The sequence below is a fragment of the Streptomyces sp. NPDC005955 genome (assembly GCF_042871255.1).
GTDB lineage: Bacteria > Actinomycetota > Actinomycetes > Streptomycetales > Streptomycetaceae > Streptomyces.
In genome coordinates, this window is the sequence record NZ_JBIAIF010000014.1 from 46,146 (window position 1) to 71,604 (window position 25,459).

Annotated in this window: 27 protein-coding genes; 16 read left to right on the forward strand and 11 right to left on the reverse strand. The window is 73.3% G+C overall.

Going from position 1 to position 25,459, the window contains the following annotated elements:
- Positions 1-214: 214 nt before the first annotated feature.
- The 4 genes from fabG to ACFYOU_RS27390 all read left to right on the forward strand — a co-directional run bounded on the left by fabG (position 215) and on the right by ACFYOU_RS27390 (position 4,329).
- On the forward strand, positions 215-976 hold the full coding sequence (fabG, locus tag ACFYOU_RS27375; RefSeq protein ID WP_391309224.1) for a 3-oxoacyl-ACP reductase FabG: 762 nt from the start codon (positions 215-217) through the stop codon (positions 974-976).
- Between the two features lie 251 nt (positions 977-1,227).
- The gene (locus ACFYOU_RS27380) at positions 1,228-2,805 is read left to right on the forward strand and encodes an ABC transporter substrate-binding protein (RefSeq protein ID WP_391309226.1); all 1,578 of its coding nucleotides are present in this window, start codon (positions 1,228-1,230) and stop codon (positions 2,803-2,805) included.
- Between the two features lie 104 nt (positions 2,806-2,909).
- On the forward strand, positions 2,910-3,593 hold the full coding sequence (gene ung / locus ACFYOU_RS27385) for a uracil-DNA glycosylase (RefSeq protein WP_389773047.1): 684 nt from the start codon (positions 2,910-2,912) through the stop codon (positions 3,591-3,593).
- A 220-nt stretch (positions 3,594-3,813) separates the two neighbouring features.
- Positions 3,814-4,329 (forward strand): hypothetical protein, encoded by a 516-nt coding sequence (locus ACFYOU_RS27390; protein ID WP_391309227.1) that lies wholly within the window; start codon positions 3,814-3,816, stop codon positions 4,327-4,329.
- Positions 4,330-4,338: 9 nt separating this feature from the next.
- On the opposite strand, the gene ACFYOU_RS27395 is transcribed toward ACFYOU_RS27390, so the two are convergent.
- Positions 4,339-4,971 (reverse strand): TetR/AcrR family transcriptional regulator, encoded by a 633-nt coding sequence (locus ACFYOU_RS27395; protein WP_391309229.1) that lies wholly within the window; start codon positions 4,969-4,971, stop codon positions 4,339-4,341.
- 79 nt (positions 4,972-5,050) lie between these two features.
- On the opposite strand from ACFYOU_RS27395, the gene ACFYOU_RS27400 reads away from it, so the two are divergent.
- Positions 5,051-6,256, forward strand: a complete 1,206-nt coding sequence (locus tag ACFYOU_RS27400; protein ID WP_391309230.1) for an FAD-dependent monooxygenase — start codon at positions 5,051-5,053, stop codon at positions 6,254-6,256.
- Positions 6,257-6,268: 12 nt separating this feature from the next.
- Positions 6,269-7,177, forward strand: coding sequence for a Gfo/Idh/MocA family oxidoreductase (locus ACFYOU_RS27405; protein WP_391309232.1), 909 nt, complete (start codon positions 6,269-6,271; stop codon positions 7,175-7,177).
- Here ACFYOU_RS27405 and lnt read toward each other — a convergent pair.
- Together lnt and ACFYOU_RS27415 are read right to left on the reverse strand one after the other, a co-directional pair.
- Complete coding sequence (gene lnt, locus ACFYOU_RS27410; protein ID WP_391309233.1) at positions 7,098-8,708, reverse strand: apolipoprotein N-acyltransferase; 1,611 nt, start codon at positions 8,706-8,708, stop codon at positions 7,098-7,100. The two genes, ACFYOU_RS27405 and lnt, sit on opposite strands and share 80 nt — an antisense overlap.
- A 136-nt stretch (positions 8,709-8,844) precedes the next feature.
- Positions 8,845-9,318: a nuclear transport factor 2 family protein gene (locus ACFYOU_RS27415; protein WP_391309234.1), complete on the reverse strand. Its 474-nt coding sequence runs from the start codon at positions 9,316-9,318 to the stop codon at positions 8,845-8,847.
- Between the two features lie 39 nt (positions 9,319-9,357).
- Between ACFYOU_RS27415 and ACFYOU_RS27420 the strand changes: the two genes are divergently transcribed.
- Entirely contained in the window at positions 9,358-9,540 is a 183-nt protein-coding gene (locus ACFYOU_RS27420; protein WP_391309235.1) for a hypothetical protein, read from the forward strand.
- A 75-nt stretch (positions 9,541-9,615) separates the two neighbouring features.
- On the opposite strand, the gene ACFYOU_RS27425 is transcribed toward ACFYOU_RS27420, so the two are convergent.
- The 4 genes from ACFYOU_RS27425 to ACFYOU_RS27440 all read right to left on the reverse strand — a co-directional run bounded on the left by ACFYOU_RS27425 (position 9,616) and on the right by ACFYOU_RS27440 (position 13,402).
- Positions 9,616-9,792 carry a hypothetical protein gene (locus ACFYOU_RS27425; protein ID WP_385494723.1) on the reverse strand — a complete coding sequence of 59 codons (177 nt, stop codon included), beginning with the start codon at positions 9,790-9,792 and terminating at the stop codon, positions 9,616-9,618.
- A gap of 375 nt (positions 9,793-10,167) precedes the next feature.
- On the reverse strand, positions 10,168-11,040 hold the full coding sequence (locus ACFYOU_RS27430; protein ID WP_389773031.1) for an undecaprenyl-diphosphate phosphatase: 873 nt from the start codon (positions 11,038-11,040) through the stop codon (positions 10,168-10,170).
- A 306-nt stretch (positions 11,041-11,346) separates the two neighbouring features.
- Entirely contained in the window at positions 11,347-12,546 is a 1,200-nt protein-coding gene (locus ACFYOU_RS27435) for an FAD-dependent monooxygenase (protein ID WP_391309237.1), read from the reverse strand.
- A 127-nt stretch (positions 12,547-12,673) separates the two neighbouring features.
- The gene (locus tag ACFYOU_RS27440) at positions 12,674-13,402 is read right to left on the reverse strand and encodes a VTT domain-containing protein (RefSeq protein ID WP_391309239.1); all 729 of its coding nucleotides are present in this window, start codon (positions 13,400-13,402) and stop codon (positions 12,674-12,676) included.
- 403 nt (positions 13,403-13,805) lie between these two features.
- Here ACFYOU_RS27440 and tuf point away from each other — a divergent pair, with 403 nt between their 5' ends.
- Both tuf and ACFYOU_RS27450 read left to right on the forward strand, forming a co-directional pair.
- Positions 13,806-14,975, forward strand: coding sequence for an elongation factor Tu (gene tuf / locus ACFYOU_RS27445; protein WP_389773023.1), 1,170 nt, complete (start codon positions 13,806-13,808; stop codon positions 14,973-14,975).
- Positions 14,976-15,057: 82 nt separating this feature from the next.
- Complete coding sequence (locus ACFYOU_RS27450; RefSeq protein WP_389773020.1) at positions 15,058-15,903, forward strand: spermidine synthase; 846 nt, start codon at positions 15,058-15,060, stop codon at positions 15,901-15,903.
- 14 nt (positions 15,904-15,917) lie between these two features.
- On the opposite strand, the gene ACFYOU_RS27455 is transcribed toward ACFYOU_RS27450, so the two are convergent.
- Together ACFYOU_RS27455 and ACFYOU_RS27460 are read right to left on the reverse strand one after the other, a co-directional pair.
- Positions 15,918-17,258 carry an MFS transporter gene (locus ACFYOU_RS27455; RefSeq protein WP_391309242.1) on the reverse strand — a complete coding sequence of 447 codons (1,341 nt, stop codon included), beginning with the start codon at positions 17,256-17,258 and terminating at the stop codon, positions 15,918-15,920.
- Positions 17,259-17,385: 127 nt separating this feature from the next.
- On the reverse strand, positions 17,386-18,423 hold the full coding sequence (locus ACFYOU_RS27460; RefSeq protein WP_391309244.1) for a hypothetical protein: 1,038 nt from the start codon (positions 18,421-18,423) through the stop codon (positions 17,386-17,388).
- 119 nt (positions 18,424-18,542) lie between these two features.
- Between ACFYOU_RS27460 and ACFYOU_RS27465 the strand changes: the two genes are divergently transcribed.
- On the forward strand, positions 18,543-18,995 hold the full coding sequence (locus ACFYOU_RS27465) for a DUF4442 domain-containing protein (protein WP_389773011.1): 453 nt from the start codon (positions 18,543-18,545) through the stop codon (positions 18,993-18,995).
- 33 nt (positions 18,996-19,028) lie between these two features.
- Here ACFYOU_RS27465 and ACFYOU_RS27470 read toward each other — a convergent pair whose 3' ends face one another.
- Complete coding sequence (locus tag ACFYOU_RS27470; RefSeq protein WP_391309246.1) at positions 19,029-19,592, reverse strand: DapH/DapD/GlmU-related protein; 564 nt, start codon at positions 19,590-19,592, stop codon at positions 19,029-19,031.
- Positions 19,593-19,748: 156 nt separating this feature from the next.
- Between ACFYOU_RS27470 and ACFYOU_RS27475 the strand changes: the two genes are divergently transcribed.
- The 3 genes from ACFYOU_RS27475 to ACFYOU_RS27485 all read left to right on the forward strand — a co-directional run bounded on the left by ACFYOU_RS27475 (position 19,749) and on the right by ACFYOU_RS27485 (position 21,873).
- Entirely contained in the window at positions 19,749-20,513 is a 765-nt protein-coding gene (locus tag ACFYOU_RS27475; protein ID WP_389768194.1) for an acyltransferase, read from the forward strand.
- Positions 20,514-20,713: 200 nt separating this feature from the next.
- Positions 20,714-21,286, forward strand: a complete 573-nt coding sequence (locus ACFYOU_RS27480; RefSeq protein ID WP_389768196.1) for a helix-turn-helix domain-containing protein — start codon at positions 20,714-20,716, stop codon at positions 21,284-21,286.
- Between the two features lie 29 nt (positions 21,287-21,315).
- Positions 21,316-21,873, forward strand: a complete 558-nt coding sequence (locus tag ACFYOU_RS27485; RefSeq protein ID WP_391309249.1) for a YbaK/EbsC family protein — start codon at positions 21,316-21,318, stop codon at positions 21,871-21,873.
- 15 nt (positions 21,874-21,888) lie between these two features.
- Here the strand turns inward: ACFYOU_RS27485 and ACFYOU_RS27490 are convergent, their stop codons facing one another.
- The gene (locus ACFYOU_RS27490; protein ID WP_391309250.1) at positions 21,889-22,296 is read right to left on the reverse strand and encodes a CoA-binding protein; all 408 of its coding nucleotides are present in this window, start codon (positions 22,294-22,296) and stop codon (positions 21,889-21,891) included.
- Positions 22,297-22,413: 117 nt separating this feature from the next.
- Between ACFYOU_RS27490 and ACFYOU_RS27495 the strand changes: the two genes are divergently transcribed.
- The 3 genes from ACFYOU_RS27495 to ACFYOU_RS27505 all read left to right on the forward strand — a co-directional run bounded on the left by ACFYOU_RS27495 (position 22,414) and on the right by ACFYOU_RS27505 (position 25,188).
- Entirely contained in the window at positions 22,414-23,040 is a 627-nt protein-coding gene (locus ACFYOU_RS27495; RefSeq protein WP_389768202.1) for a YigZ family protein, read from the forward strand.
- A 96-nt stretch (positions 23,041-23,136) separates the two neighbouring features.
- Positions 23,137-24,000 carry a helix-turn-helix domain-containing protein gene (locus tag ACFYOU_RS27500; RefSeq protein WP_391309253.1) on the forward strand — a complete coding sequence of 288 codons (864 nt, stop codon included), beginning with the start codon at positions 23,137-23,139 and terminating at the stop codon, positions 23,998-24,000.
- 99 nt (positions 24,001-24,099) lie between these two features.
- Positions 24,100-25,188, forward strand: coding sequence for an NAD-dependent epimerase/dehydratase family protein (locus ACFYOU_RS27505; RefSeq protein WP_391309254.1), 1,089 nt, complete (start codon positions 24,100-24,102; stop codon positions 25,186-25,188).
- Positions 25,189-25,459: the final 271 nt, after the last annotated feature.

Consider the following 25,459-nt stretch of genomic DNA (forward strand, 5'->3'; position numbering starts at 1 on the left):
GTCCGTCCGGGAGCGCCCGGCCCGTCGGGGACGGTGCCGGGCGGTGTCGCGCCCGATGCCGTTGACACCGGGTGCCGGGGCTCCTAGCGTCACGTCCGCCGACAGTACTGAGCGGTAGCTCACCCCTTCCGGGGTGACGCCGGGTCGCCCGGGTCGGCCGTGGCGACCCTCCCAACGGCGCACGGCGAGGCCGTCCCGAGGACGAGGAGTGTGCATGTCCACCACTGAACAGCGCGTGGCCGTGGTGACCGGCGCGGCGCGGGGCATCGGCGCCGCGACGGCCGTACGGCTGGCCGCCGAGGGCCGGGCCGTCGCCGTACTGGACCTCGACGAGGCCGGGTGCGCGGACACCGTCGCGCAGATCGTCGCCGCGGGCGGCCGGGCGGTCGCCGTGGGCTGTGACGTCACGGACGAGGCGCAGGTCGGGGCCGCCGTGGAGCGCATCGCCGGGGAACTGGGCGCGCCGACCGTCCTGGTGAACAACGCGGGCGTCCTGCGGGACAACCTGCTCTTCAAGATGAGCGCGTCCGACTGGGACACCGTCCTCGGCGTGCACCTGCGCGGGGCGTTCCTGATGACCAAGGCGTGTCAGAAGCACATGGTGGACGCCGGCTTCGGCCGGATCGTCAACCTGTCCTCGTCGTCCGCGCTCGGCAATCGGGGACAGGCCAACTACGCCGCCGCCAAGGCCGGCCTCCAGGGCTTCACCAAGACCCTCGCCATCGAGCTCGGCAAGTTCGGCGTCACCGCCAACGCCGTCGCGCCCGGATTCGTCGTCACCGAGATGACCAGGGCCACCGCCGAGCGGGTCGGGATGGGCTTCGAGGACTTCCAGGCCGCCGCCGCGACCCAGATCCCCGTGCAGCGGGTGGGGCGTCCCGAGGACATCGCCCATGCGATCGCCTTCTTCACCGGCGACGCGGCCGGGTTCGTCTCCGGCCAGGTCCTGTACGTGGCCGGGGGTCCCCTCGGCTGACCGACCGCCGCGCTCCGGCGTGCGCCGGCCGGGGGGCGACCGCGGCCGGGGTCCTGTCCGCGGTCGACTCCGCGGGTCCCGTCCGGGGGCGTGCCGGGCGTCCTCGGGAGCCCGGTTCACGCGGTGCGTGGACGTCCGTCCCCGTGTGATCGCATCGGTATCGGCAACCCTGTGCAGAGACGATTCTTCTGTGCGGGCGCTGCGATATGGTCGGCCGGCCCCCCTGGTTCAGCCGATCGAGGAGCGTGCGCGTGTTCGTCCGGTTCCGGTGTGTGCGGCACGTGGCGGCCGCGGTGTCGATGTGCGTGGTCGCCGGGTGCGGGTTCGTTTCGGAGAGCGCCTCGGGCGCCGACCAGCAGATCACCGTGGGAACGACCAGCGCTCCCAGCACCCTGGACCCGGCGGCGTCCTGGGACGGTTCCTGGGAGCTGTTCCGGAACGTCTACCAGACCCTCCTCAGCTATCCGGCGGGCGCCTCCGAGCCCGAACCCGACGCGGCCCGGTGCGCGTTCACGGACGAGTCGATGCGCACCTACTCCTGCACCCTCAAGGAAGGGCTCCGCTTCTCCGACGGCGACGCCCTCGACGCCAGCGCGGTCAAGCACAGCATCGACCGCATCGTGCGGATCAACGTCCCCGGCGGCCCCAAGGGGCTGCTGGGCAGCCTGGACCGGGTGGAGACGCGGGGCGAGCGGACCGTGGTCTTCCACCTCGGCCAGTCCGATGCGACGTTCCCGTTCGTCCTCGCGACCCCCGCCATGTCGATCGTCGACCCGCGCGAGTACCCGGCCGACGCGCTCCGCACGGAGCAGGAGGTCACCGGCTCGGGCCCCTACGCCCTCGCCGCGTACGAGGAGGGACGACGGGCCCGGTTGGTCAGGAACGGGCACTACCGGGGTCGTGCGCAGCGCAAGAACGACGAGGTGACCATCCGGTACTTCCAGGACTCCGCCTCCATGGTGCAGGCGCTGCACGACCGGGAGATCGACGTCACCTACCGGGGCCTGGCCGCCGAGGACGTCATCGCGCTCCAGAGCAACGACCCCGACGACGGCGTGCAACTCGTCGAGGGGGCCGGCACCGAGATCAGCTACCTCGTCTTCAACCCCGAGGACCGGTGGGCCCGCAAGGCCGCCGTCCGACGGGCCGTGGCCCAGGTCATCGACCGTAGTGCCCTTGCGCACAAGGTCTACAAGGACACCGTCGACCCGCTGTACTCCATGATCCCCAGCGGGCTGCCCGGGCACACCACCGGGTACTTCGACGACTTCGGCGAACCCGACGCGGACCGGGCCGCCGACCTGCTCGCCGCTGCGGGCATCGTCGAACCGGTGCCGCTGGAGCTGTGGTTCACCACCGACCGGTACGGTTCGCTGACCGAGCCCGCCTTCCGGGAGATCGAGAGCCAGTTGGAGGAGTCCGGGCTGTTCGAGGTCACCCTGAAGAGCCGCGCCTGGAAGACCTACGAGGCCGGGTACCGCAGGGGCGAGTACCCCGTCTTCGGCCGCGGCTGGTTCCCGGACTTCCCGGACCCCGAGAACTTCATCGCGCCCTTCGTCGGCGAACGCAACGCGCTCGGCACCCCGTACCCGGTGCCGGAGATCACCTCCGTGTTGCTGCCGCGGTCCCGGCGCGAGGCGGACCGCTCCGCCGTGGTCGCCGACTTCGAGCGGGCGCAGCAGATCCTCGTGGACGACGCCCGGCTGCTGCCGCTGTGGCAGGGTCGGCAGTACGTCGCGGCGAGCGAGGAGATCTCCGGGAGCGAGCGTTCCCTCGATCCGTCCACGGTCATGCTGCTGTGGGAGCTGCGTCGGAAAACCAGCTGGTAGTACCGGGAACGGTGCGCGTTGTCAGTGGACGCCGGTAGGTTCTCGGGTGTGGGGGCGGCCGTGGCGAACGGTCGCCGAATGACCGTATTCCGGAGGATGTTCACGTGACCGACACCGCTCTGCTGCCCGAATCCTGGCGCGGCGTCCTCGGTGAGGAACTGGGGAAGCCGTACTTCAAGGAGCTCACCGAGTTCGTGGAGGGGGAGCGGGAGAACGGCCCCGTCTACCCGCCGCGCGACGAGGTCTTCGCGGCACTGGAGGCCACCCCGTACGACCAGGTGAAGGTCTTGATCCTGGGCCAGGACCCCTACCACGGCGAGGGCCAGGGGCACGGCCTGTGCTTCTCCGTGCGGCCGGGCGTGAAGACCCCGCCGTCGCTGCGGAACATCTACAAGGAGATGCACGCGGAGCTGGGGCACCCCGTGCCGGACAACGGCTATCTGATGCCCTGGGCCCGCCAAGGAGTGCTCCTCCTGAACGCGGTGCTGACGGTCCGGGCCGGCGAGGCCAACTCCCACAAGGGCAAGGGCTGGGAGCGGTTCACCGACGCGGTCATCCACGCGGTCGCCGACCGGCCGGACCCGGCCGTGTTCGTCCTGTGGGGGAACTACGCCCAGAAGAAGCTGCCCCTGATCGACCAGGAGCGGCACGTGGTGGTGAAGGGCGCCCACCCGTCCCCGCTGTCCGCGAAGAAGTTCTTCGGGTCGCAGCCCTTCACCCAGATCGACGAGGCCGTGGCCCAGCAGGGTCACGCCCCGATCGACTGGCGGATTCCCGACCTGGGCTGACCCCGTGTCCGGGGTGCGGCTTCCCCTCCTCGGGGGGCCGCACCCCGGCACGTCCCACGGGCGCCGGCCCGCTCGGCGTACGCACCTGTGGACCAGCGGTGCGTACGCCACCCGCGCCTGCCCCGCACCGGTGACCACGGCGGGTTAGCGTCGACCGGCGGGTCACCGGTGCATCGGCGCCCGTTCGATGGCGGCGACCCGGTGGACGGCGGAGGCAAGGGTGACGGAACCGCAGGAACGGTCAGCGCGGGACGAGGTCACGATGACCCGCATCGGGCAGGCCGTCATGCTGCACCACGGAGGTGACCGCGAGGAGGCCCGTGACCGGTTCCTCGCGCTGTGGGCGGAGATCGTCGAGAACGGGAACCCGCTGCACCGCTGCACCCTCGCCCACTACCTGGCGGACACCCAGGACGACCCGGAGGCCGAACTCGCCTGGGACCTGCGGGCCCTGTCCGCCGCCGAGGAACTCGCCGACGGTCGGATGCCGCCCCACGCCCTGGCACCGGCCGCCCGCGCCTTCTACCCGACGCTGCACCTGAACCTCGCGGCCGACTACGCGCGACTCGGTCGCCGGGAGGCCGCCCGCAGCCATCTGAGGCTGTCGAGCGGAGCCCTGGACGCGCTCGACGGCGATGCGCACGGCGAGACGGTCCGTTCGGCCATCGTCCGGCTGGGACGCCAACTGGACGGGGACCCGCCCACGAACCCCGGGCCCGTTCGACCCGCGCCGTAGTGCACGTACCTAGCGCGCCGTCATGCCCGCCAGGAGCTCCCGGCACCCGGCCCGCAGCTCCTCCAACGACACGGACCGGGAGTGCGCCGAGCCGGCCACGCAGGAGAACATCATGCCCTCGGCCCAGGCGATCAGCGCCAGTGCGTGCCGGGCGGGATCGGGCGAGCCGAGCGCGCTGACCAGGGCCAGGAGGGGTTCCCGGAACTGCCGCCCGGTGTCGTCGAAGACCTGCCGCAGCGCCGGGCGCCGGGTGGCCTCCAGGGCCAGTTCGTAGCGGCACACCAACAGGTCCCGGTGGTGGGTCAGATAGCGGTGCAGCGCCTGGGCCACGCCCTCGGCGACCGCCTCGACGCCACCGGCGGGGTCCGTCAGCTCCCGCACCCGTAGGACCCGGGCCTCGCGTTCCGCGAGCCGGTGGTTCGCGACCTCCAACAGCGCCTGTCGGGTGCGTGCGTGGTTGGAGGTCGACCCCTGGGGGAGCCCGGCCGCCGCGTCCACCGCCCGGTGGGTCAGCCCGCGCATCCCGCGTGCGGTCAGCAGGGCGAGCGCGGTGTCGGCGATGAGCACGGCGCGCTCCGAGCCGGACGGTGCCCCGGACGGGCGGGCGGGTCGGGGGTCGGGCGAAGCGTGGGATGCGGGCACGACCCCAACCTACCTCTTTCACTACAGCTGTAGTACGTTCGAGGAATCCAGCACTACGTCTGTAGTAGACGGAGGGGTCGTGTCACAGCAGCACGCAGTCGTCCTCGGGGGCGGGATCGGTGGCCTCGCCACCGCCGTGGCCCTGCACCGGCGCGCTTGGCACGTCACCGTGCTGGAACGCGCCCCCTCGCTCGACCCCGTCGGCGCGGGCATCGCCCTGGCCCCCAACGGGCAACGGGCCCTGGACGTCATCGGCCTCGGCGACGAGATCCGGGCACGCGCCGCCTGGCAGGGCCCGGGCGGGCTCCGCACCCCCCGGGGACGCTGGCTGACCCGGCTGGACGCCGAGGCGGTGACCGAACGCTTCGGCGGGCCCCTGGTGCTGCTGCACCGCGCCGACCTGATCGCCCGCCTCGCCGCCGCGCTGCCGCCGGACCGGCTGCGCACCGACTCGCCCGCCGAACTCGTGGCGCCCGGGGTGCCCGGCGCCGCACGCGCCGTGGTGCGCACACCGGACGGAGACCTCCACGCCGACCTGGTCGTCGCCGCCGACGGCATCCGCTCCGCCACCCGGCGGGCCCTCTTCCCCGAGCACCCGGGCCCCCGCTACTCCGGCTTCACCACCTGGCGGTTCGTCGCCCCCGACCCCACCCCCGGCCGGCCCTTCGCACCCCACGAGACCTGGGGGCGCGGCTCCCTGTGGGGGGCGCACCCGTTGGCCGACGGCCGGGTCTACGCGTACGCCGCCGCCCTCGCCCCCGCAGGCACGACCGCCCCCGACGAACACGCCGAACTGCGGCGACGGTTCGCCGACTGGCACGACCCGGTGCCCGCCCTGCTCGGGGCGGCGGCCCGGCTACCGGTCCTGCGCCACGACGTCCACCACATGACGACCCCGCTGCCCGCCTTCCACCGCGGCCGGGTCGTCCTCGTCGGTGACGCGGCCCACGCGATGGCCCCGATGCTCGCCCAGGGCGGCAACCAGGCCATCGAGGACGGCATCGTCCTGGCCCACCACGCGGACCCCGCGGCCGATCTGCGATCCGCGCTCGCCGCCTACAGCGCCGACCGGCTGCCACGGACCGGTGCGATCGTCCGCAAGGCGGCGGGTGCCGCCCGGGTCGTCGCCCTCCGCAGCCGCCCCGCCGTGGCGCTGCGCACCGCGGCACTGGCCCTGACCTCGCGGTTGATGCCCGATGCGATGCTGCGGGGGTTCGCCGCGATAGCCGACTGGAACCCGCCCGGTGGCCCGTATGCTTCCGAGCGTCCCACCCGCACCAGTTAGCTGGAGACACGTGTGAAGGTCGGTTGCATCGGACTCGGTGACATCGCGCAGAAGGCGTACCTGCCGGTACTCACCACCCAGCCGGACGTGGAACTGCACCTCCAGACCCGCACCGCGGCGACCCTGGAGCGGATCGGCGCCACGTACCACCTGCCCGAGGACCGCCGGCACGAGGACCTGGACGCCCTGCTCGCCCAGGGGATCGACGCCGCCTTCGTGCACGCGCCCACCGTCACCCACCCCGAGATCGTGACCCGGCTCGTCGAAGCGGGCGTGCCGACCTACGTCGACAAGCCGCTCGCCTACGACTACGCCACCTGCGAGCGGATGGTGCGGTCGGCCGAGGAGCGCGGGGTGAGCCTCACCGTCGGCTTCAACCGCCGGTACGCGCCGGGGTACGCCCAGTGCCTGGAGCACCCGCGCGAGCTCATCATCATGCAGAAGAACCGCGTGGGACTGCCGGAGGACCCGCGCTCCTTCGTCTTCGACGACTTCATCCACGTGATCGACACGCTCCGTTTCCTGGCGCCCGGAGCCGTCGACCACGTCGCCGTGCGGGCCAAGGCCGAGGACGGGTTGCTGCACCACGTCGTGCTCCAACTCGCGGGCGACGGCTTCACCGCCCTCGGGGTGATGAACCGGCTCAGCGGCTCCGTCGAGGAGGTCCTGGAGGTCGCGGGGCAGGACAGCAAACGACAGGTCGTCAACCTCGCGGAGGTCATCGACCACAAGGGTCAGCCCAGCGTCCGGCGGCGGGGCGACTGGGTGCCGGTGGCCCGTCAGCGCGGCATCGAACAGGTCGTCCTGGCCTTCCTCGACGACGTGCGGGCGGGCCGCACGGTCAACGCCCGGGACGCGCTGGCGACCCATGAGCTGTGCGAGCGCGTGGTCCTGGCGATCCAGGAGCAGACCGCCGTCTGACGACCCCGCGCACCCCCTCGACCGCGCCGTACCCCACCAGCACCAGCAGGGCCGCGCGCACCGCCCAGTCCCCGAACCGCACGTACGGGGTGACCCCGGTCGCGAGCGGCACCTCGTACACCTGGGCCGCGATCCGCTCGGTGCCGAGCCGGGGGCCGACGCGCTCCCCCCGGGGTCCGTACACCGCGGACACCCCGGTGAGCGTCGCGTGGACCACGGGGCGGCCGGTCTCCGCCGCGCGCAGCGCCGCCAGCGAGGCGTGCTGCGACGGCGCCCAACTCCCCTGGAAGGTCGACGTCGCCGACTGGGCGACCAACACCGCGGCACCGTCCTCGGCGAGTCGGCGGCCCAGGTCCGGGAACGCCGACTCGAAGCAGACCAACGGCCCCACCCGCAGACCGCCGACGTCCATCACCACCTGCCGTGCACCGCGCCGACGGTCCTCGCCCGCGGCCTTGCCCACCGAGGTCGCCCAGCCCAGCACCGACCGCGCGGGAACGTACTCGCCGAACGGGACCAGCCGCATCTTGTCGTAGCGGTCGCCCGTGGGCCCCTCGGGCCCGATCAGCACGGAACTCTTGTAGATGCCCGGCGCGGCGGCCGGGTCCGAGCTGCGCGCGTCCACGTTGACGAGGACGTCGGCGCCCACGTCCCGCGCCAGTGCGGCGATCCGGTCGGCCAGATCCGGGCGGGCGGCGAGGTCGTGACCCACGCTGCTCTCGCCCCACACGACCAGGTCGAGCCGCTGTCCGACGAGCGAGCGGGTGAGCCGCTCCTCCCGGGCGAAACGGGCACCCGCCCCGTCGACCACCCCGGGCTGGACCACCGCGACCCGGGCGCTGCCGTCCGGCTGCGGCCGGGGTGCCCAGACCCAGGCGCCGGCCCCCGCGACGGCGGTGACGGCCAGTCCCGCCACCGCCGGGAGCCGTGCGGCGGGCACCGCCACCAGCAGCACCAGCGCCGTGTTCACCGCGACGACCAGCAGACTGACCAGCCACACCCCGCCCAGCGAGGCGAGCCGCAGCGCGGGCGTCACCTGCCACTGACTGGCACCCAACAACCCCCAGGGGCCGCCGAGGCCCTGCCAGGACCGTACGACCTCGACCGCCAACCAGCCCGACGGCAGGACGAGCAGGGCGGTGACCGCCCGACCCGGCCCGGGCCGTCCGCCCAGCAACCGCCGGACCAGCCAGCCCCAGGGCGCCCACAGCGCCCCGAGGAGGGCGGCGATCACCAAGGTGAACACGTGCAGGCTCGGCAGCAGCCAGTGGTGCACCGCCAACATGAAGCCGAGCCCCCCGAACCAGCCGTCCAGAGCGGCACGGCGGCCGGTGGGGGCGCTCCGGGCCAGCAGCATCCACGGCACCAGCGCCACGTGGGCGAGCCACCACAGGGAAGGAGCCGGGAAGGCGAGTGCGGGCAGGGCGCCCGCGAGGGCGGCCACGGCGGACCGGCGCCACGACCCGGCGGGGGAGTCCTGCCCACGGCCCGGCGCCCGGCGCCCGCGTTCCCGGCCGAAGAGCGACGTCATGGAGCCCTCCTTGACCTTCCTGAGGTCCGCGCCGACACCCCCAGCATGGGCCACGGCCCCGTGGGGCGCGCGGGTCCCGGAGCGAGTGGGGGACACCCCGCGACGGGGGCGGCCCGGGGCCCGCCGGCCCCGTGCGTCACGGGGCGCCGCTCGGCACTCCGTGACGCCGCCACAGCTCCTTGACGACGACCTCGCCCAGCCGCCAGCCGTCGACCGTCCGCACCAGGGCGAAGGCGTAGCGCCCCCCGCACTCGACGTCCGGCGCGACGCCCCTTCCGTCCGGTGCCGCGCCCAGCACGGTGCGGTAGTCCGCCCGCATCCGCGCGGCCTCCCGCTCGCCGCGCTCCGGGTCGGCGAAGCGCAGCTGCCGGTTGACGACGAGGTGTTGCCGCAGCGGGTACGCGTCCAGCGTCCCCGCCAGCCAGGCGGTGACCTGGTGCGCGTCGCCCGTGATCCCGCCGGCCGAGCGGTGGTCGGCCCGGCCGCCGGGGACGAAGAGCCGGCGGAGCGCGTCCCAGTCGCCTTCGTCGAGGGCGCGGGCGTAGTCGGTGACGAGGTCGTCGATGGCGAGGCGGTCCATCACGGTCGCGAGGTCCACGCGCTGGGTCATCGGATCAGTGTTGGCCAACCGCGCCCGCACGCCAAGGGGTTGCGCACCGTGGAGGCCGAGCGGGCGCGATCTGCTGGCCGGAAGGCGTCGGTGCCGAAGGGCGCTGACGGGCTCGGTGGTGTCGACGGGGAGCCGCCCGCCGACCTGTGCCTGAAGGTGTTCGCCCGGCTCTTCCCGGACGTCACGGTCGAGGAGGCTCCTGGCGGACCCTGTTGCGGGTGACGGGACGGGCGGAACTGCCGGACCGTGCGCGGCGTACGTCGTGGCGGTGGTACGGGGAACCGGGGACCGGCGTGGTCACCAGGCCCTGACGTCACTCCTGACGGCAGCGGCCCATTCGGTCACCAACGCCTCGTAGGTGCGGCGCTCCTCCGCTGACAGGCGACCGCCGGTCCGGAGCCAGAGGTCACGGATCTCCTCGTTGAGCGAGTCGGCGGAACGCACGCAACCGGAGTGCTCTTGGATGCGGGACATGCCACGAAGCTTAGGCGGTCGTTCTGACCATCCGCTACGCCTTGCCGTTAGTTCATCACTGTACGCAAGGTGCTGCGGAGCGCTTTGCGGAGAGAACGTGCAGGTCACGTGTGGTTTCCGGGCGCCGGGTGCGTCATGGGGACAGGGCGCGGCTGTGAGGCAACTCTCTCCTTCTCGGCCGATTTACCGGTCCCTGGCGGGTTTTGAACGTCCCGTGGCGAGGTACTGCGGTCGTCGACCCGCACCGTCGATGTCAGTGGTGCCGCCTACGCTGCAAGCAACATCAGCGCATGCTGGCTGCGTGAGCTGAGGCCCCGCCCCGGTTGGACAGCGCCTTCCGGGCGGGGCCCTCGTGCGCCCGCGGGTCGCGTCGCCTCAGTGCCCGAACTCACCGGCGTGCGGGCTCAACACCCCGGCGCCGACCAGGACGAACAGCAGGATCCCCAGGGCGATCCGGTAGTAGACGAACGGCATGAAGCTCTTGGTGGTGATGAAGCGCATGAACCAGGCGATCACGGCGTACCCCACCGCGAAGGCGATGAGGGTCGCGAAGACGAGCGGCCCCCACGACACATGGCCCGACCCCGCGTCCTTCAACTCGTACGCGCCGGAGGCGAGGACCGCGGGGATCGCCAGGAGGAACGAGTAACGGGCCGCCGCCTCCCGGGTGTACCCCATCAGCAGGCCGCCGCTGATCGTCGCACCGGACCGGGAGACCCCGGGGATCAGCGCCAGCGCCTGGCAACACCCGTAGACGAGGCCGTCCCGGACGCTCAGGTCCTTGAGCGTCTTGCGGGGGCGCACCGCCCGGTGCTTGCCGCCCGCCTCGTCCCGGGCGGCCAGGCGGTCCGCGACGCCGAGGACGACGCCCATCACGATGAGCGTCGTCGCGATCAGCCGCAGGTCCCGGAAGGGGCCCTCGATCTGGTCCTTCAGGGTCACGCCGAGCACGCCGATCGGCAGCGACCCGAGGATCACCAGCCAACCCAACTGCGCATCGTGGTCACTGCGCAGGGACCGGTCCGTCAAGGACCGGAACCAGGCGGAGACGATCCGGGCGATGTCCTTGCGGAAGTAGATCAGCACGGCGGTCTCGGTGCCGATCTGGGTGATCGCGGTGAACGCGGCCCCCGGGTCCTGCCAGCCCGCGAACGCCGCGGTCAACCGGAGGTGGGCGCTGGAGGAGATGGGGAGGAACTCGGTCAGCCCCTGGACGAGTCCGAGGACGAAGGCTTCGAACCAAGACATGGAGTAACGGGATCCAGTGCTGATCGGGGCTCCGGCCACGGGCGCGCGGGCCGGATGCGGACGGGGCGCACCCGTGCGGACGCGCACCTGCGGGAGCGGATGCGGACGGGGACACGGCGTACGGCTGCGGACGGGACGGTGCCGGGCGTCCGGTGCGGCTGGAGCCCCGGGCGGCCCGGTCGGCGTGACCACCGCGACCTGGTGCGCAGCGTAGGAGCCGCGGGTGAACCGGGGCTTACCGCGCGGCGGCCGGCGGACGTCGGGCGGGCGCCGCACACCCGCCCGACGTCGGGGACGGGGGCCGCTTCAACGGGTGCGTGAGCGTGCGTGCAGCGTGCGGGCCATCCGGGGTCCGGCCCACCGCTTGAACCGCCGTACCGCTTCCAGTCGGCCGGCGGCCCGGTCCAACCGGTAGTACAACCGGGGCGGAAGGTGCGGGAGCAGCGGGGAGTGCCGCTGCCCGAGCAGGGCGAACATCTGCGCGGGCGGCAGCGCCATGTACCGCGGCAGGTCCTCGTACCACCGGGCGCTGTAGCGCGCCGCGCTCTGCACGGGGACCAGCGCCGCCCGGCGCTCCCGTTCGTACCGGGCCAGTGCGGAGGGGACGTCGGGCGCGTCGCGCAGCGCCCCGGCCAGCGAGATCGCGTCCTCCAGGGCGAGCGTCGTACCCGCGCCGATGGAGTAGTGGGTGGTGTGCGCCGCATCGCCGAGGAGGACCAGGTCGCCCCGGTGCCAGGCGCGGTTGGTGACGGTCCGGAACGTCAGCCACTGGGCCGGGCCGTCCGACCCTTCGCGACCGATCAGCGGGTGCCCGTCCAGGGGGGCGGCGAAGAGCTTCTCCAGGAGGTTCAGCCCTTCGGCCTCGTCGGCGCGGTCGAGGCCGAGTCCGCGCCAGGTCGTGGGCGAGCACTCGATGACACAGGTGCTGCGGGTGGCGCTGAAGGGGTAGCCGTAGCACCAGATCCAGCCGTGGTCGGTCGCCACGAACGCGAACGTGAACGAGGTGAAGACCCGGGTGGTGCCGAGCCAGGCGTACACGTTGCGGCCGGAGGCGATCTCGGTGCCGAAGTGGCCGGCGTGCTGCTCCCGCAGGGCGCTGTGCACGCCGTCGGCGGCCACCACCAGGTCGGCCGCCGGGGGTTCGGTGACCTCCTGCTCGAACGCCAACCGCACGCCCAGGGACGCGGCGCGTTCGGCCAGCAGGGCGAGCATCTGGCGCCGTCCGATGCCGAAGCCCCGGTCGCCGGGTTGCACGGTGGTGAAGTCGCCCACGTGGGCCACGCCCTGGTGCCAACTCACCGAGTGCTCGCGGATGGCCCGCGCCGACTCGGGGTCGCCCGCTCGCAGCCGGTCGAGGAGCGCGCTCCAGTAGGTGACGCCCCAGCCGTACGTCGATCCGGCGGGGTTGCGTTCGTAGACGGTGATGTCGTGGGACGGGTCCTGGCGCTTCATCAGGATCGAGAAGTACAGACCGGCGGGCCCGCCGCCGACGCAGGCGACCTTCACACACGCTCCCCAGAGTGACGCAAAGTGCATGACGAGTAACGCAGGGTAGCAGGGTGTGTGCGTGGGGTCGCCCGTCCCGCGCGGGTCGGTCACGGCGGACCGCCCGGTGCGGGGAGCCGAGGAGCGGTCAGCGGGTGCGCAGCCGGTGGCGCTTGCGCCAGGCGACCACCGTGCCGAAGAGCGCGGTGACCACGATGAAGCCCGTCGCGATCAGGAAGCCGGGGGAGGTCGGGGTCTCGGCGCGGGCGCCCGCGATCACATAGGCGGCCGTGTTGGGGACGCATCCCAGGGCGGTGGCGAGGACGAACGGGAACCACCCCATCCGGGACACCGCCGCACAGTAGTTCGCCGCTATGAAGGGCACTCCGGGGAAGAGGCGTATCAGCAGCATCGAGCGGAAGCCGTGTTCGCTCAGTTGCCCGTCGGCGGCCCGGAGCCAGCGCCCCCGCAGCAGCGGCCGCAGCGCGTCCTGCCCCAGCAACCGCCCGAGACCGAAGGAGAGGGCCGCACCGAGCACGGTGCCCGCGACCGCCGCGCCCAGACCGAACCGCGCGCCGAGCAGGGCGCCCGCCGCGAGGTTGAGCAGCGGCCGGGGCACGAACACCACCGTGCACAGCCCGTAGGCGGCGGCGAACACCACGGCGGCGGTGGCGCCGTGCAGCTGGGACGGCCAGCCGTCGGCGAGGAACCGCTGCGGCTCGAACACCAGCATCCCGAGGGCCGCGCCCGCCAGCAGGACCACCAGCAGCGAGAGCCGGGACCAGGGCGACAGCAGGACCCCGACCCACCGTGCGGCGACGCTCGTCGAGGTCGCCGCGGGGACCGGCGCGGGTCGGGTGAGGGTGGTGTCCAGCATGCGGGGAGAGTAACCGACCCGTACATATGATCGCCGTCGGGTCCGTGGGCGCCGCGCTCCGGAACCGGCGGGGGCGTCGGCATCGGTGGGGGCGCGGGCCGGTGCCGGGACCGGGGTGCGGTTCGGTGCCGGGACCGGAATTAATCGGTCGACGGCGCCGCCCCCGGTCCGCGATGATCTCCCCATGTTCCGGCACGCCTTCCCCCTCGCAGCATCCGCAGCAGCGGATGCTCGGAAGGCTGCCGTCATCTGCTCGCTCGCGACCGTCGACGGCGCGCGACGCTGACCCTCCCCGGATCGACCGGCGGACCCCGCAGGGGGAGGGTCGGTAGGTCCTAGGGGTCCCCGGCACCGGAGTCGTGCTCCGTGCCCCTCACCCACCTCCGCGATGCGAGGAACCCCCATGTCCAAGACGGCCTACGTGCGCACCAAGCCGCACCTCAACATCGGCACCATGGGTCACGTCGACCACGGCAAGACCACCCTGACCGCCGCGATCACCAAGGTGCTCGCCGAGCGCGGCACCGGCACCTTCGTGCCCTTCGACCGCATCGACCGGGCCCCGGAAGAGGCCGCCCGCGGCATCACCATCAACATCGCGCACGTCGAGTACGAGACCGACACCCGCCACTACGCCCACGTCGACATGCCGGGTCACGCCGACTACGTCAAGAACATGGTCACCGGGGCCGCGCAGCTCGACGGGGCGATCCTCGTCGTCTCCGCGCTCGACGGGATCATGCCGCAGACCGCCGAGCACGTCCTGTTGGCCCGTCAGGTCGGCGTCGACCACGTCGTCGTGGCGATCAACAAGGCGGACGCGGGGGACGAGGAGCTGACCGACCTGGTGGAGCTGGAGGTCCGCGAACTGCTCTCCGCGCACGGTTACGGCGGGGACACCGTGCCCGTGGTGCGGGTCTCGGGGCTGCGGGCGCTGGAGGGCGACCCCCAGTGGACCGAGTCCGTCGTGGCGCTGCTGGACGCGGTGGACACGTTCGTGCCGATGCCCGAGCGGTACGTCGACGCGCCGTTCCTGCTGTCGATCGAGAACGTCCTCACCATCACCGGCCGCGGCACCGTCGTGACCGGTGCGGTGGAGCGCGGCACCGTACGCGTGGGGGACCGGGTCGAGGTGCTCGGCGCCGGGGTCGAGACCGTCGTCACCGGGGTGGAGACCTTCGGCAAGCCGATGGACGAGGCGCAGGCCGGCGACAACGTGGCCCTGTTGCTGCGCGGGGTGGCGCGGGACACCGTGCGACGCGGGCAGGTGGTCGCGGCGCCCGGCAGCGTGGAGCCCCGACGGCGGTTCACCGCGCAGGTGTACGTCCTCTCCTCGGCGGAGGGCGGCCGGAGCACCCCGATCACCACCGGGTACCGCCCGCAGTTCTACATCCGCACCGCGGACGTCGTCGGGGACATGGACCTCGGCGAGCGGGCCGTGGCGCGGCCCGGCGACACCGTCTCCGTGACGGTCGAGCTGGGACGGGACGTCCCGCTGGAGCCGGGCCTCGGCTTCGCGATCCGTGAGGGCGGCCGGACCGTCGGCGCGGGGACGGTGTCCCGGGTCGACTGACGTAGGACGACGCGAGGCCCCCGTAGGTGCGGCCGTCACCCTCCCGTGACGGCCGCACCGCGGGGGACGGCACAATGGTCGGATGGAGGAGCCCGTACCCGTGGTCCGCGCAGTGGAGCACGGCACCGCCCGACTGCTGCCCGACATCGACCGGCCGCGGGCCTGGCTGCTCACCGTCGACGAGTCCCCGCAGTCGTACGTCGACCTCGACGACCCCGCGCACCTGGAGTTCGAGTACGCCCGCCGGCTCGGGCACGTCATCGACACCGCCGCGCCGGCGGGCCGCCCGCTGGACGTGGTGCACCTGGGCGGCGGGGCGCTCACCCTGCCCCGCTACACCGCGGCCACCCGGCCCGGCTCCCGACAGCAGGTGGTGGAGGCGGACGGCGCCCTCAGCGCGCTCGTCGCCGCACACCTGCCGCTGCCCCCGGGGGCAGCGGTGGAGGTGCACCGGGCGGACGCCCTGGAGTGGTTGACCCGGGCGCCCGCCCGTTCGGCCGACGTGCTGATCGCCGACGTGTTCGGCGGCTCGCGGGTGCCCGCCCACCTCACCACCCTCGGCTACGCACGGGCGGCGCAGCGGGTGCTGCGTGCGGACGGGGTGTACGCGGCGAACCTCGCGGACGGGGCGCCCTTCGCCTTCCTCCGGTCCCAACTGGCCACCTTCGCCGCCGTCTTCCCCGAGCTGGCGCTGATCGCCGAGCCCTCCGTGCTCCGGGGCCGCCGCTTCGGCAACCTGGTCCTGGTCGCCTCGCACGCCCCCGTCGCGGTCGCCGAACTGACCCGCCGGGTGGCCGCCGACGCGTTCGCCGCGCGGGTGGAACACGGGGCCGCGCTGCGCCGGCGCACCGGGGACGCGGCGCCGGTGCGGGACGCGGACGCCGTGGCCTCCCCGGAGCCGCCGGGCGGTGCCTTCCGGGTCGGCTGACCGCGCGGCGGCCGTCAGGCCCGGCCGTCGCGGACCGGTTCCCCACCGGGGGCCGCGGGGACGGCCTCCACGTGCGGGGCGCCGGGCGGAACCACCGCACCCGGTTCCGGCGCCGCCGACGCGTCCCGTCGGGCCAGCTGGCGCACCTCCGGCACGAACAGCACCGCGGCGGTCACCACGACCACCAGCACCGCGCACCCCCACAGCGCGGTGGAACGGCCGATGGTGTTCTCCGCCGGTCCGGCCAGTGCGGTGAAGACCGGGACCAGCCCCAGCGAGCCGAGCCAGTCGTACGCGGAGACCCGGGAGAACTTCTCCTCCGGGATCTCCTGGTGCAGCGCGGTGATCCAGGAGACGCCGAACACCTCGATGGCGATGCCGCTCACGAACATCACCGCCACCAGGACCACCAGCGGCGTCGGCACGGCGAGCGCGGCCGCGGGAAGGGCCTGCGGGAAGATGCACAGCGTGCCCACGAACAGCAGTCTGCGGGGCTTCCAACGGACCATCAGCAGCGCCCCGGCGACCGTGCCGACCCCGAAGGCGCCCAGCGCCAGTCCCCAGGGCGCCGCACCGCCCAGTTCGTCCCGGGCGACCATCGGTCCGTACACGGCTTCGGAGACCCCGATCACCGCGACCACGATGGAGAACTGGGCCACGATCGACCAGAGCCAGGGACGGCTGATCACCTCCTGCCAGCCGTCCCGCAGATCGGCGAGCAGCCCCTCGCCGGGTTCCCGGGCCGGGATGTGCCGGACGTCCAGGAAGGCGCGCAGCGCCCCGGCCAGGGCGAAGGCGGCGGCGTCGATGGCGAGCACCCAGCCCGGGCCCATCGCGGCGACCATGGCGCCGCCCAGCGCGGCGCCGCCGATGCCCGCGCCGTGCATGGCCATCCGGTACAGCGCGAAGGCGCGGCTCGCCTGTTCACCGGTCACCGACGACATGAGCATGCCCTCGGAGGCCGGGCTGAAGAAGGCCTGCCCGGCGCCGCCGAGGGCGGACAGCAGCATCATCTGCCAGAGGGTGGCCTCGCCGGTGAGGACGAGCACCGCGAACACCGCCTGGGACACGCAGTTCAGGGTGTTCGCGGCCACCATGACCCGGTGGCGCGGCAGTCGGTCCGCGACCGCTCCGCCGATCAGCAGGAAGACCACCAGCGGGACGGCGCGCGACGCTGCCACCAGGCCCACGTCACCGCTGTCCCCGCCCAGTTCCATGACGGCGAAGGCCGAGGCGATCAGTGCGCCGTGACTGCCCAGGTTGGTGATCACCGTGGCGGCGGTCAGGAGCACGTAGTTGCGGCCCGCCCAGGACGGTAGTCGTGGGCGTCGCGGGGAGGCGGAGGAGGTGTTCACCCATGGACTATCGCCGGGGAAGGGCCGGGAGCCCAATCGGTTTTCCCGGTGGACTCCGTGCCGGGCCCCCGTCCCCCGGGGCGGCCGTGCGGTGGGCCGCCCGATCGGGGCCCACCGCGGCGGGTGATCAGTCGGTGGGCTCGCCGTGCAGCCGGACCGTCTTGAGGATCTGGGTGATCAGCGAGTCCGGCACCTCCTCCTTCACGCCCTTGGCGCCGTACATGTTCCAGGCCACGTAGTCGCCCTTGGAGTTCTTGAAGCCGAAGGCGATGGACTTGCCGTCGGTCACGCACTTGCCCTTCTTGGGCGTGTTCGTGGAGTGGGCGCGCGCGATGCTGCCCTCGATGCCCGACGTGGTGGTGAAGGGCGTGCCCTTCTCGTCGAAGGTCATGCTCTTGCGGTCGGGCTGGGTGTAGCCGCCGTAGACCCACCAGGGGGCCTGCCGGACGGCCGCGTCCTCGGCGCTGGTGGCCCCGTTCGCCCCCTTGGTGCCGACGGTGGCGAGCGCGGTGCTGTCCGGGTTGCCGTCCTTCTCGTCGTCGGACTGGCACCACTTGGACTTGTAGTAGGCGGGCGCCGACATGACGATCAGCGGCTTGACCTTCTTGGACTTGGTGTCCTCGAAGCCGATGGACATGCCGGGCTGGTCGACCTCCCAGTTGGCCGGCACGTCGAAGGCGACCCCGCGCTTGGGGTTGTAGACGACCTTCCACCCCGCGACGGTCGGCTTGATGTCCTCGCTGTCGCGCGGGTTCTCGGTGGCGGACGGCTCCGCAGGGGACGCCGGGGCGGAGGCCGATGCGCTCGTGTCACCGCCCTTGGCGGCCGGTTCCTTCTCGTCCTCGCCGCCGAGCACGAGGAAACCGGTGACCCCCGCGGCCACGACCACGGCGAGCGCCGCCGCGATCGCGACGACCTTGGTCCGGCTGCCGCCACCGCCGCCGCCCGGCCCACCGGGAACGGCCGGGCCCGCCGACATGGTGGGCGCGCCCCAGGGCGGTTGCTGACCCGGTTGCTGACCCGGCTGCTGCGCGTACGGGTTGGGCTGCTGGTACCCGGGCTGTTGGTACGGGTTGGGCTGCTGATAACCCGGCTGCTGGTACGGGTTGGGGTTCTGCGCTTGCGGGTTCTGCTCGCCCCCGGGCTGCTGCTGTCCTGGCCACATGGGCAGTAACCATAGTGGCGCCGGGCAACGGGTGGGTCACAGGTCCTCGACGGGTCCGTGGCCGTCGCACGGTCCCGGAGACCCTGGCCAACGCTACTACCCGCGGGTAACATCCGGGCATGAGCGCAGACCGCACGTCCGTGGGCGAGATGCTCGCCGCCACCGTCCCCATGGCCCGCACCCTGAACCTGGAGTTCCAGGAGGCCGGTTCACAGCGGGCGGTGGTGCTCCTCCCCGACCAGGGCGACTACCACAACCACGTCGGCGGACCGCACGCCGGAGCCATGTTCACCCTCGGGGAGTCGGCCAGCGGTGCCGTCGTGCTCGCGGCGTTCGGCGAACAGCTCTCCCGCGCCGTGCCGCTCGCCGTGCGCGCCGAGATCGCCTACAAGAAGTTGGCCATGGGCCCCGTCACCGCCACCGCCACCCTGGGACGGCCGGCCGCCGACGTCATCGCCGAACTCGACGCGGGCGGCCGCCCCGAGTTCCCCGTCGACATCGCCATCCGCCGTGCGGACGGAGCGGTCACCGGGGAGATGACGGTGGTCTGGACGCTGCGACCGCACGGCTGAGCGCGGTGCGGCGGGCCCGGCGCACCCCACCGCTCACCTACCGGCCGAGTCGCCCCCGCCCGCGGTCCGCTCCGCGTGGGCGTCGCGGTGCGCCCCGGCGAGTTCCCCGTAGAGGGCGCCGTTGCGCGTGATGCCGGCCCGCTCCTCCTCGGTCAGCGGTCGGCGCACCTTGGCGGGCACGCCCGCCACCAGGGAACCGGCCGGCACCTCCATGCCCTGCGGGACGAGGGCCCCGGCCGCCACCAGCGAACCGGCGCCGATCACCGCACCGTTGAGCACGGTCGCCCCCATGCCGATCAGTGCGTCGTCGCCGACCGTGCACCCGTGCACCACCGCGTTGTGGCCGATGGTGACCCGCTCGCCGACGGTGACCGGGAAGCCGGGGTCGACGTGCACCGTGCAGTTGTCCTGCACGTTGCTGTCCGCACCGATCACGATCGGACCGCAGTCGCCGCGCAGGACGGCGCCGTACCAGACGCTCGCCCCGGTGCGTACGGTCACGTCGCCGATCACGACGGCGGTGGGGGCGACGAACGCCCCCGGGTCCACCTCGGGGTCCTTGCCGCCGACCCCCGCGATCAGTGCCCGCTCGGCCATGACTGGTCTCCTCGTCGTCGGTGCGGTCGGCGCCGCCGTGCGACGCGCGTGTGCACGGCACGGTAGGCGACGCCGCGCGCGGACGGTCCAGCGGATGGGGTGAAGATCACACGGGTGCTCGCGGCGCCCCGTCGTACCCGTGAGTAGGGTGGCCGGGTGCCGACGAGGTGGAACGTGCTCTCCGTCCTGGCCCGGGGCCCGGGGCGCTGGTCGCGGCGCGCGGCCCAGCAGGCCGTCCACGCGGGCTGGGCCTGGGCCCGACGCGCGGGAGCGGTCACCGCGGAACACCCCGGACGTCTGGACTTCGGGTCCATCGGCACCGGCACCCGGTTGGCGTTCCCCCAGGGCACCGTCTTCGGGGAGCCCTGGATCCACCTCGGCGCCCACTGCATCATCGGCGAACAAGTCACCCTGACCGCCGGCCTGCTGCCCGGTCTCGACCTGGGCCCCGACCCGATCCTGTGCATCGGCGACGGCGTCGTCCTCGGGCGGGGCAGCCATGTCGTCGCCGACACCACGGTCACCATCGGCGCGGACAGCTACTTCGGCCCGTACGTCTACGTGACGTCGACCAACCACTCGTACGACGACCCCGACCAGCCCATCGGCAAGCAGTGGCCGCGGATGGAGCCCGTCGAGATCGGGTCCGGCTGCTGGATCGGAACCGGGGCGGTGATCCTGCCCGGCGCCCGGATCGGGCGGAACGTGGTCGTCGCGGCCGGCGCGGTGGTGCGCGGCAGCGTGCCCGACCACGCGGTGGTGGCGGGCGCGCCCGCGAAGGTGGTCCGGCGGTGGACCGCGCAAGAGGGCTGGCAGCCGCCGTTGCGGACCCCCGCGCCCGTCCCCGTGCCGGAGGGCGTGACGCCGGAGCAGCTGCTCGTGTTCGCGCGGGAGGACGCTGAGGACGAGCGGCCCGTCTGACGGCCACCGACGCGGCCGGTCGGGTCGGTGGCCCCGGCCGCACAGGTCCGCGCGGGGGGCGGCGCAGCGCACCGGTGGAGTGCTGTCGGTGCGGTCCGGGGCCCTCGAAGTACAGTGCGGTCAGTCGTGGGGCCCTCGCCCGGAACCACACCGTGGCGCACCGTACCGGCGGTCCGCCCGGCCAACACCCTGGACGGAACGTGTCGGACCTCGATCAGCTCACCCAGTCCCTCGCCCGCAACCTCAAGCGCTGGCGCGGCGAGCGCGGTTTCACCCTGGACGCCCTCGCGGCCCGCTCGGGCGTCAGCCGGGGGATGATCATCCAGATCGAGCAGGCCAGGACCAACCCGAGCGTCGGCACCACGGTGAAGCTCGCGGACGCCCTCGGCATCAGCATCGCCACCCTGCTCGACCACGAACCGGGACCGCAGGTCCGGCTCGTCCCGCCCGAGGGGGCGGTGCGCATGTGGTCGACGGACGCCGGGAGCCACACCCTGCTCCTGGTCGGCACCGAACGCCGCGGCCCCCTGGAACTGTGGGCGTGGCGTCTGATGCCGGGCGAGGGCAGCACCTCCGACCCGCACCCCGGCGGGACCGTGGAACTGCTGCACGTGACCGCCGGTCTGCTGACGCTCGTCGTCGACGGCACCCCGCACGCGATGCCCGCCGGCACCTCGGCGACCTTCGAGGCGAACGTGCCCCACACCTACCGCAACGACGGCTCCGCAGTGGTCGAGATGACCATGGCGGTCGCCGTTCCACCGGCGCGTTGACCCGTTCGCCGGGCTGTTAGCGTGCCCGTATGCGCGCACCCATCGGCACCTTCGACGACGCCGTCCCCGCTGCGGACCACCTGGACCACCTCATCGCCCCGATCGCCGAAGCGGTCCGCCACTGGCACGGCACCGTCCCGGTGGAGCAGTTCCTCTACGTCGACACGGAACCGCAGTGGGCGGACACCGCGGCCTTCACCGAGCACTACGGCCCCGACCTGCTCTCCGCCTCCGCCAACTGCGTGGTCGTCGCGGCCAAGCGCGGCGGCGAGACCACCCTGGCCGCCTGCGTCGTCCCGTCCGCCGCCCGCGCCGACGTCAACGGCGTCGTACGCCGTCAGTTGGGCGCGCGCAAGGCGTCCTTCGCCGCGATGGACACCGCGACCGGGCTCACGGGCATGGAGCACGGGGGCATCACCCCCATCGGCTTGCCCGCCGACTGGCCACTGCTGGTGGACGCCGCCGTGGTCGACCTCCCGCACGTGCTGCTGGGCAGCGGCCGTCGTCGGGGGAAGCTGATCGTGCCCGGCAAGGCCCTCGCCGAACTGCCGGGGGCGACCGTCATCGAAGGGCTCGGGCGCGCCTGAACGGCCGCGGCGGGCTCAGCCCAGCCGCGGTATCTCGATCGCGGGGCACCGGTCCATCACCATGGCGAGCCCGGCCGCCCGGGTGCGTGCGTACGCCGCCTCGTCCACCACGCCGAGTTGGAACCACACGGCCCGCGCGCCCTTGGCCACCGCTTCGTCGGCCACCCGGCCGGCCAGCTCCGCGTTCACGAACACGTCCACCACGTCCACGTCGAACGGGACGTCGGCGAGCGAGGCGTACCCCTGCTCGCCGTGGACCGTCTCGGCCTTGGGGTGGACCGGCACGATCCGCTTGCCGAAGCGTTGCAGCACCCGCGCCACTCCGTACGCGGCCCGCGACTCGTTGGCGGAGAGGCCGACGACGGCCCAGGTGTCACCGGACTCGGTGAGGATCTTCTCGACCGTCGCCTGGTCGCCGTACATGGCTGCCTCCGTGCGTAGGCGGGCGGCCCGCTGCCGTCCCACTCCCGAGAACGAAGCGCGGCGGCCGGAGATTCCCCCGCCGCGTACCCTGCGACGCGCAGCGCCTACGCTGGGACGATGCAGGACGCGTACCGCACGGTCGCCCGACAGGGTGTGCACGAGATCGAGATCAACCGCTCGCGCTTCCTGTGCGCGCTCGCACCCGCCGCCACCGAGCGGGAGGCCCAGGACTTCATCGCCCGCGTCCGACGGGAGCACGCCGCCGCCACCCACAACTGCTCCGCGTACGTCATCGGGGCCGACGCCTCGGTGCAGCGGGCCTCGGACGACGGCGAACCCGGTGGCACCGCGGGCGTGCCCATGCTCCAGATGCTGCTGCGCCGCGACGTCCGGTACGTCGTCGCCGTCGTCACCCGTTACTACGGCGGGGTCAAACTGGGCGCCGGAGGACTGATCCGGGCCTACGGGGGAGCCGTCGGCGAAACGCTGGACGTCCTCGGCACGGTGACCCGCAGACGCTTCCGACTGGCCACCGTCACCGTCGACCACCAGCGGGCCGGCAAGGTGCAGAACGACCTGCGCGCCACCGGACGCGAGGTGCGCGGGGTGCGGTACGCGGAGGCGGTCTCCATCGAGATCGGATTGCCCGACGCGGAGGTCGAGGCGTTCCGCGCCTGGCTCGCCGACGCGACCGCCGGAACCGCCGTCCTCGAACTGGGCGGCGAAGCGTACGGCACCGTCTGAGCCCGCCCGCCAGAAGGGGCCGGGACCGTCAGCCGACCACTCACAGGGACAGTCTCACCGCCCCCACGGCCCTGTTCAGCGACGTAGGCTCGCCCCATGAACCCAAGCGAACTGGGTGATTTCCTCCTCTCTCGACGTGCCGGGACGATTCCCGAACGGGTGGGGATCACCGTGCGCAGCAGCCGGCGCGTCCCCGGTCTGCGCCGCGAGGAGGTGGCGCGCCTCGCCGGAGTGAGCGTCGCGTACTACACCCGCCTCGAACAAGGACACAGCCGCAACGCCTCGGACTCCGTCCTCGACGGCCTCGCCCGGGCGCTGCGCCTGGACGATACCGAGCGCGCCCATCTGTACGACCTGGCCCGCGCCCCCGCTCGCCCGACCCCGGGCCCGCCACCTCCGGAGGCCCCGCACCCGAGGACCCTCGCCCTCCTCGACGCGCTCCCCGAACTGCCCGCCGTCCTCCTGGGGCGCCGCAACGACGTACTGGCCTGGAACCGGCTCGGGCACGCCCTGCTCGCCGGGCACCTGGACCACGACGCGCCGCAGGACCCCGCGCGGCGGCCCTCCCTGTCACGGATGCTCTTCCTCGACCCCCACGTCCGGGAACAGGAAGCGGACTGGGAGGCCCACGCCACGACCCACGTCGGCTATCTGCGCCTGGTCGCCGGACGCCATCCTGACGACCCCGCGCTCACCGCCCTCATCGGCGAACTCGTCATGAAGAGCCCCGAGTTCACCGCCCTGTGGTCGGCGGGCCACGTACGGGACTGCACCTTCGGCGGCCGTCGGCTGCGGCACCCGGTGGTGGGGGAGCTGGAGCTGACCTACCAGGTGTGGCTCCAGCCGGACAGCCCCGACCACCGGCTGGAGATCTTCACCGCCGAGCCCGGCAGCGCTTCGGCCGACGCCCTCGCCCTGCTCGCCGCCCTCAGCCCGCCCACGGCCCACCGGGCGCACTGAGCACACCCCCGCCCGCGCGGCGGACCGTTACCGCACACCCACACCTTGGGGCCCGGACTGCCGCTCGGCGTGCCGTCGTGCCCGCGAACAGGAGCCACCATGAACACCACCGACCCGCACGACGCCCGGCTCGCCCTCGTCGTGGGCGGCACCGGCATCGCGGGCCGCGCCCTGTGCCGGGAACTCACCGCGCAGGGCTGGCGGGTCGTCAGCCTCTCCCGGAGCGCCCCGCCCGCCCGGGACGGCGTGCACACCGTCACCGCCGACCTGACCGACCCGGAGTCCGTACGGGCGGCCCTCGCCCCACTGGCACCCACGCACGTGTTCTTCACCGCCTGGAGCAGGCGGGCCACCGAAGCCGAGAACATCACCGTCAACGCCGCCATGGTGCGCCACGTCCTGGCGCAGACGAGCCGGTCCGGACGGCTGCGTCACGTCGCCCTGGTCACCGGGATGAAGCACTACGTGGGCCCCTTCGACGCGTACGCCGTCGGAGAGATCAGGGACACCCCCTTCCGGGAGGACGAGCCGCGGCTCTCCGTCCCGAACTTCTACTACGCGCAGGAGGACGAACTCTGGAAGGCCGCCGCGGACCACGGTTTCGCCTGGAGCGTCCACCGGTCCCACACGATCATCGGCCATGCGCTGGGCAACGCGATGAACATGGGGATGACCCTGGCCGTGCAGGCGGCGCTGTCCCGGGCGGCGGGCCGGCCCTTCGTCTTCCCCGGCAACGAGGTGCAGTGGAACGGCGTCACCGACATGACCGACGTGGGTCTGCTCGCCCGGCAGATGATCTGGGCCGCGACCGCTCGGGGGCTGCCGAGCCAGGCGTACAACACCGCCAACGGCGACACCTTCCGCTGGCGGTGGATGTGGCCCCGCATCGCGGAACTCCTGGACGTCGAACCGGAGGGTTACGCGGAGCGGCCGCGTCCGCTGGAAGCGCAGATGGCGGATGCGGTGGAGCCCTGGCGGGCGTTGGCCGTGCGGGAGCGGCTCGTCGAGCCCGAGTTGGCGCGGGTCGCTTCCTGGTGGCACACGGATGCTGACCTCAACCGGCCGGTCGAGTGCTTCAGCGATCTGACCCGTAGCCGTACTGCGGGGTTCACGGACTACGTCGACACCCTCGCGTCCTTCGCCGCCCTCTTCGAGACGTTGCGTCGGGAGCGGGTCGTTCCCGGCTGACGGATCGGGTGCGTCCGGCTGCGCGTGCGGGGGCTCCGCTGTCCTCTGCGGGTGCGTGGTGGTTGCTCGCGCAGTTCCCCGCGCCCCTATCGGGGCCCGGCCTGGGGACGGCGGGGCCCCGTTCAGGGGCGCGGGGCCCGAGCGGAACCGCGCACGAGAGCTGGTACGCACCTGATCAGGGGCGCGGGGAACTGCGCAACAGTGGGACGCAGCTCGCAGGACAGCGCACCCTGAGCACAGCGCACCACAAGGGGCGCGGGGAACTGCGCGA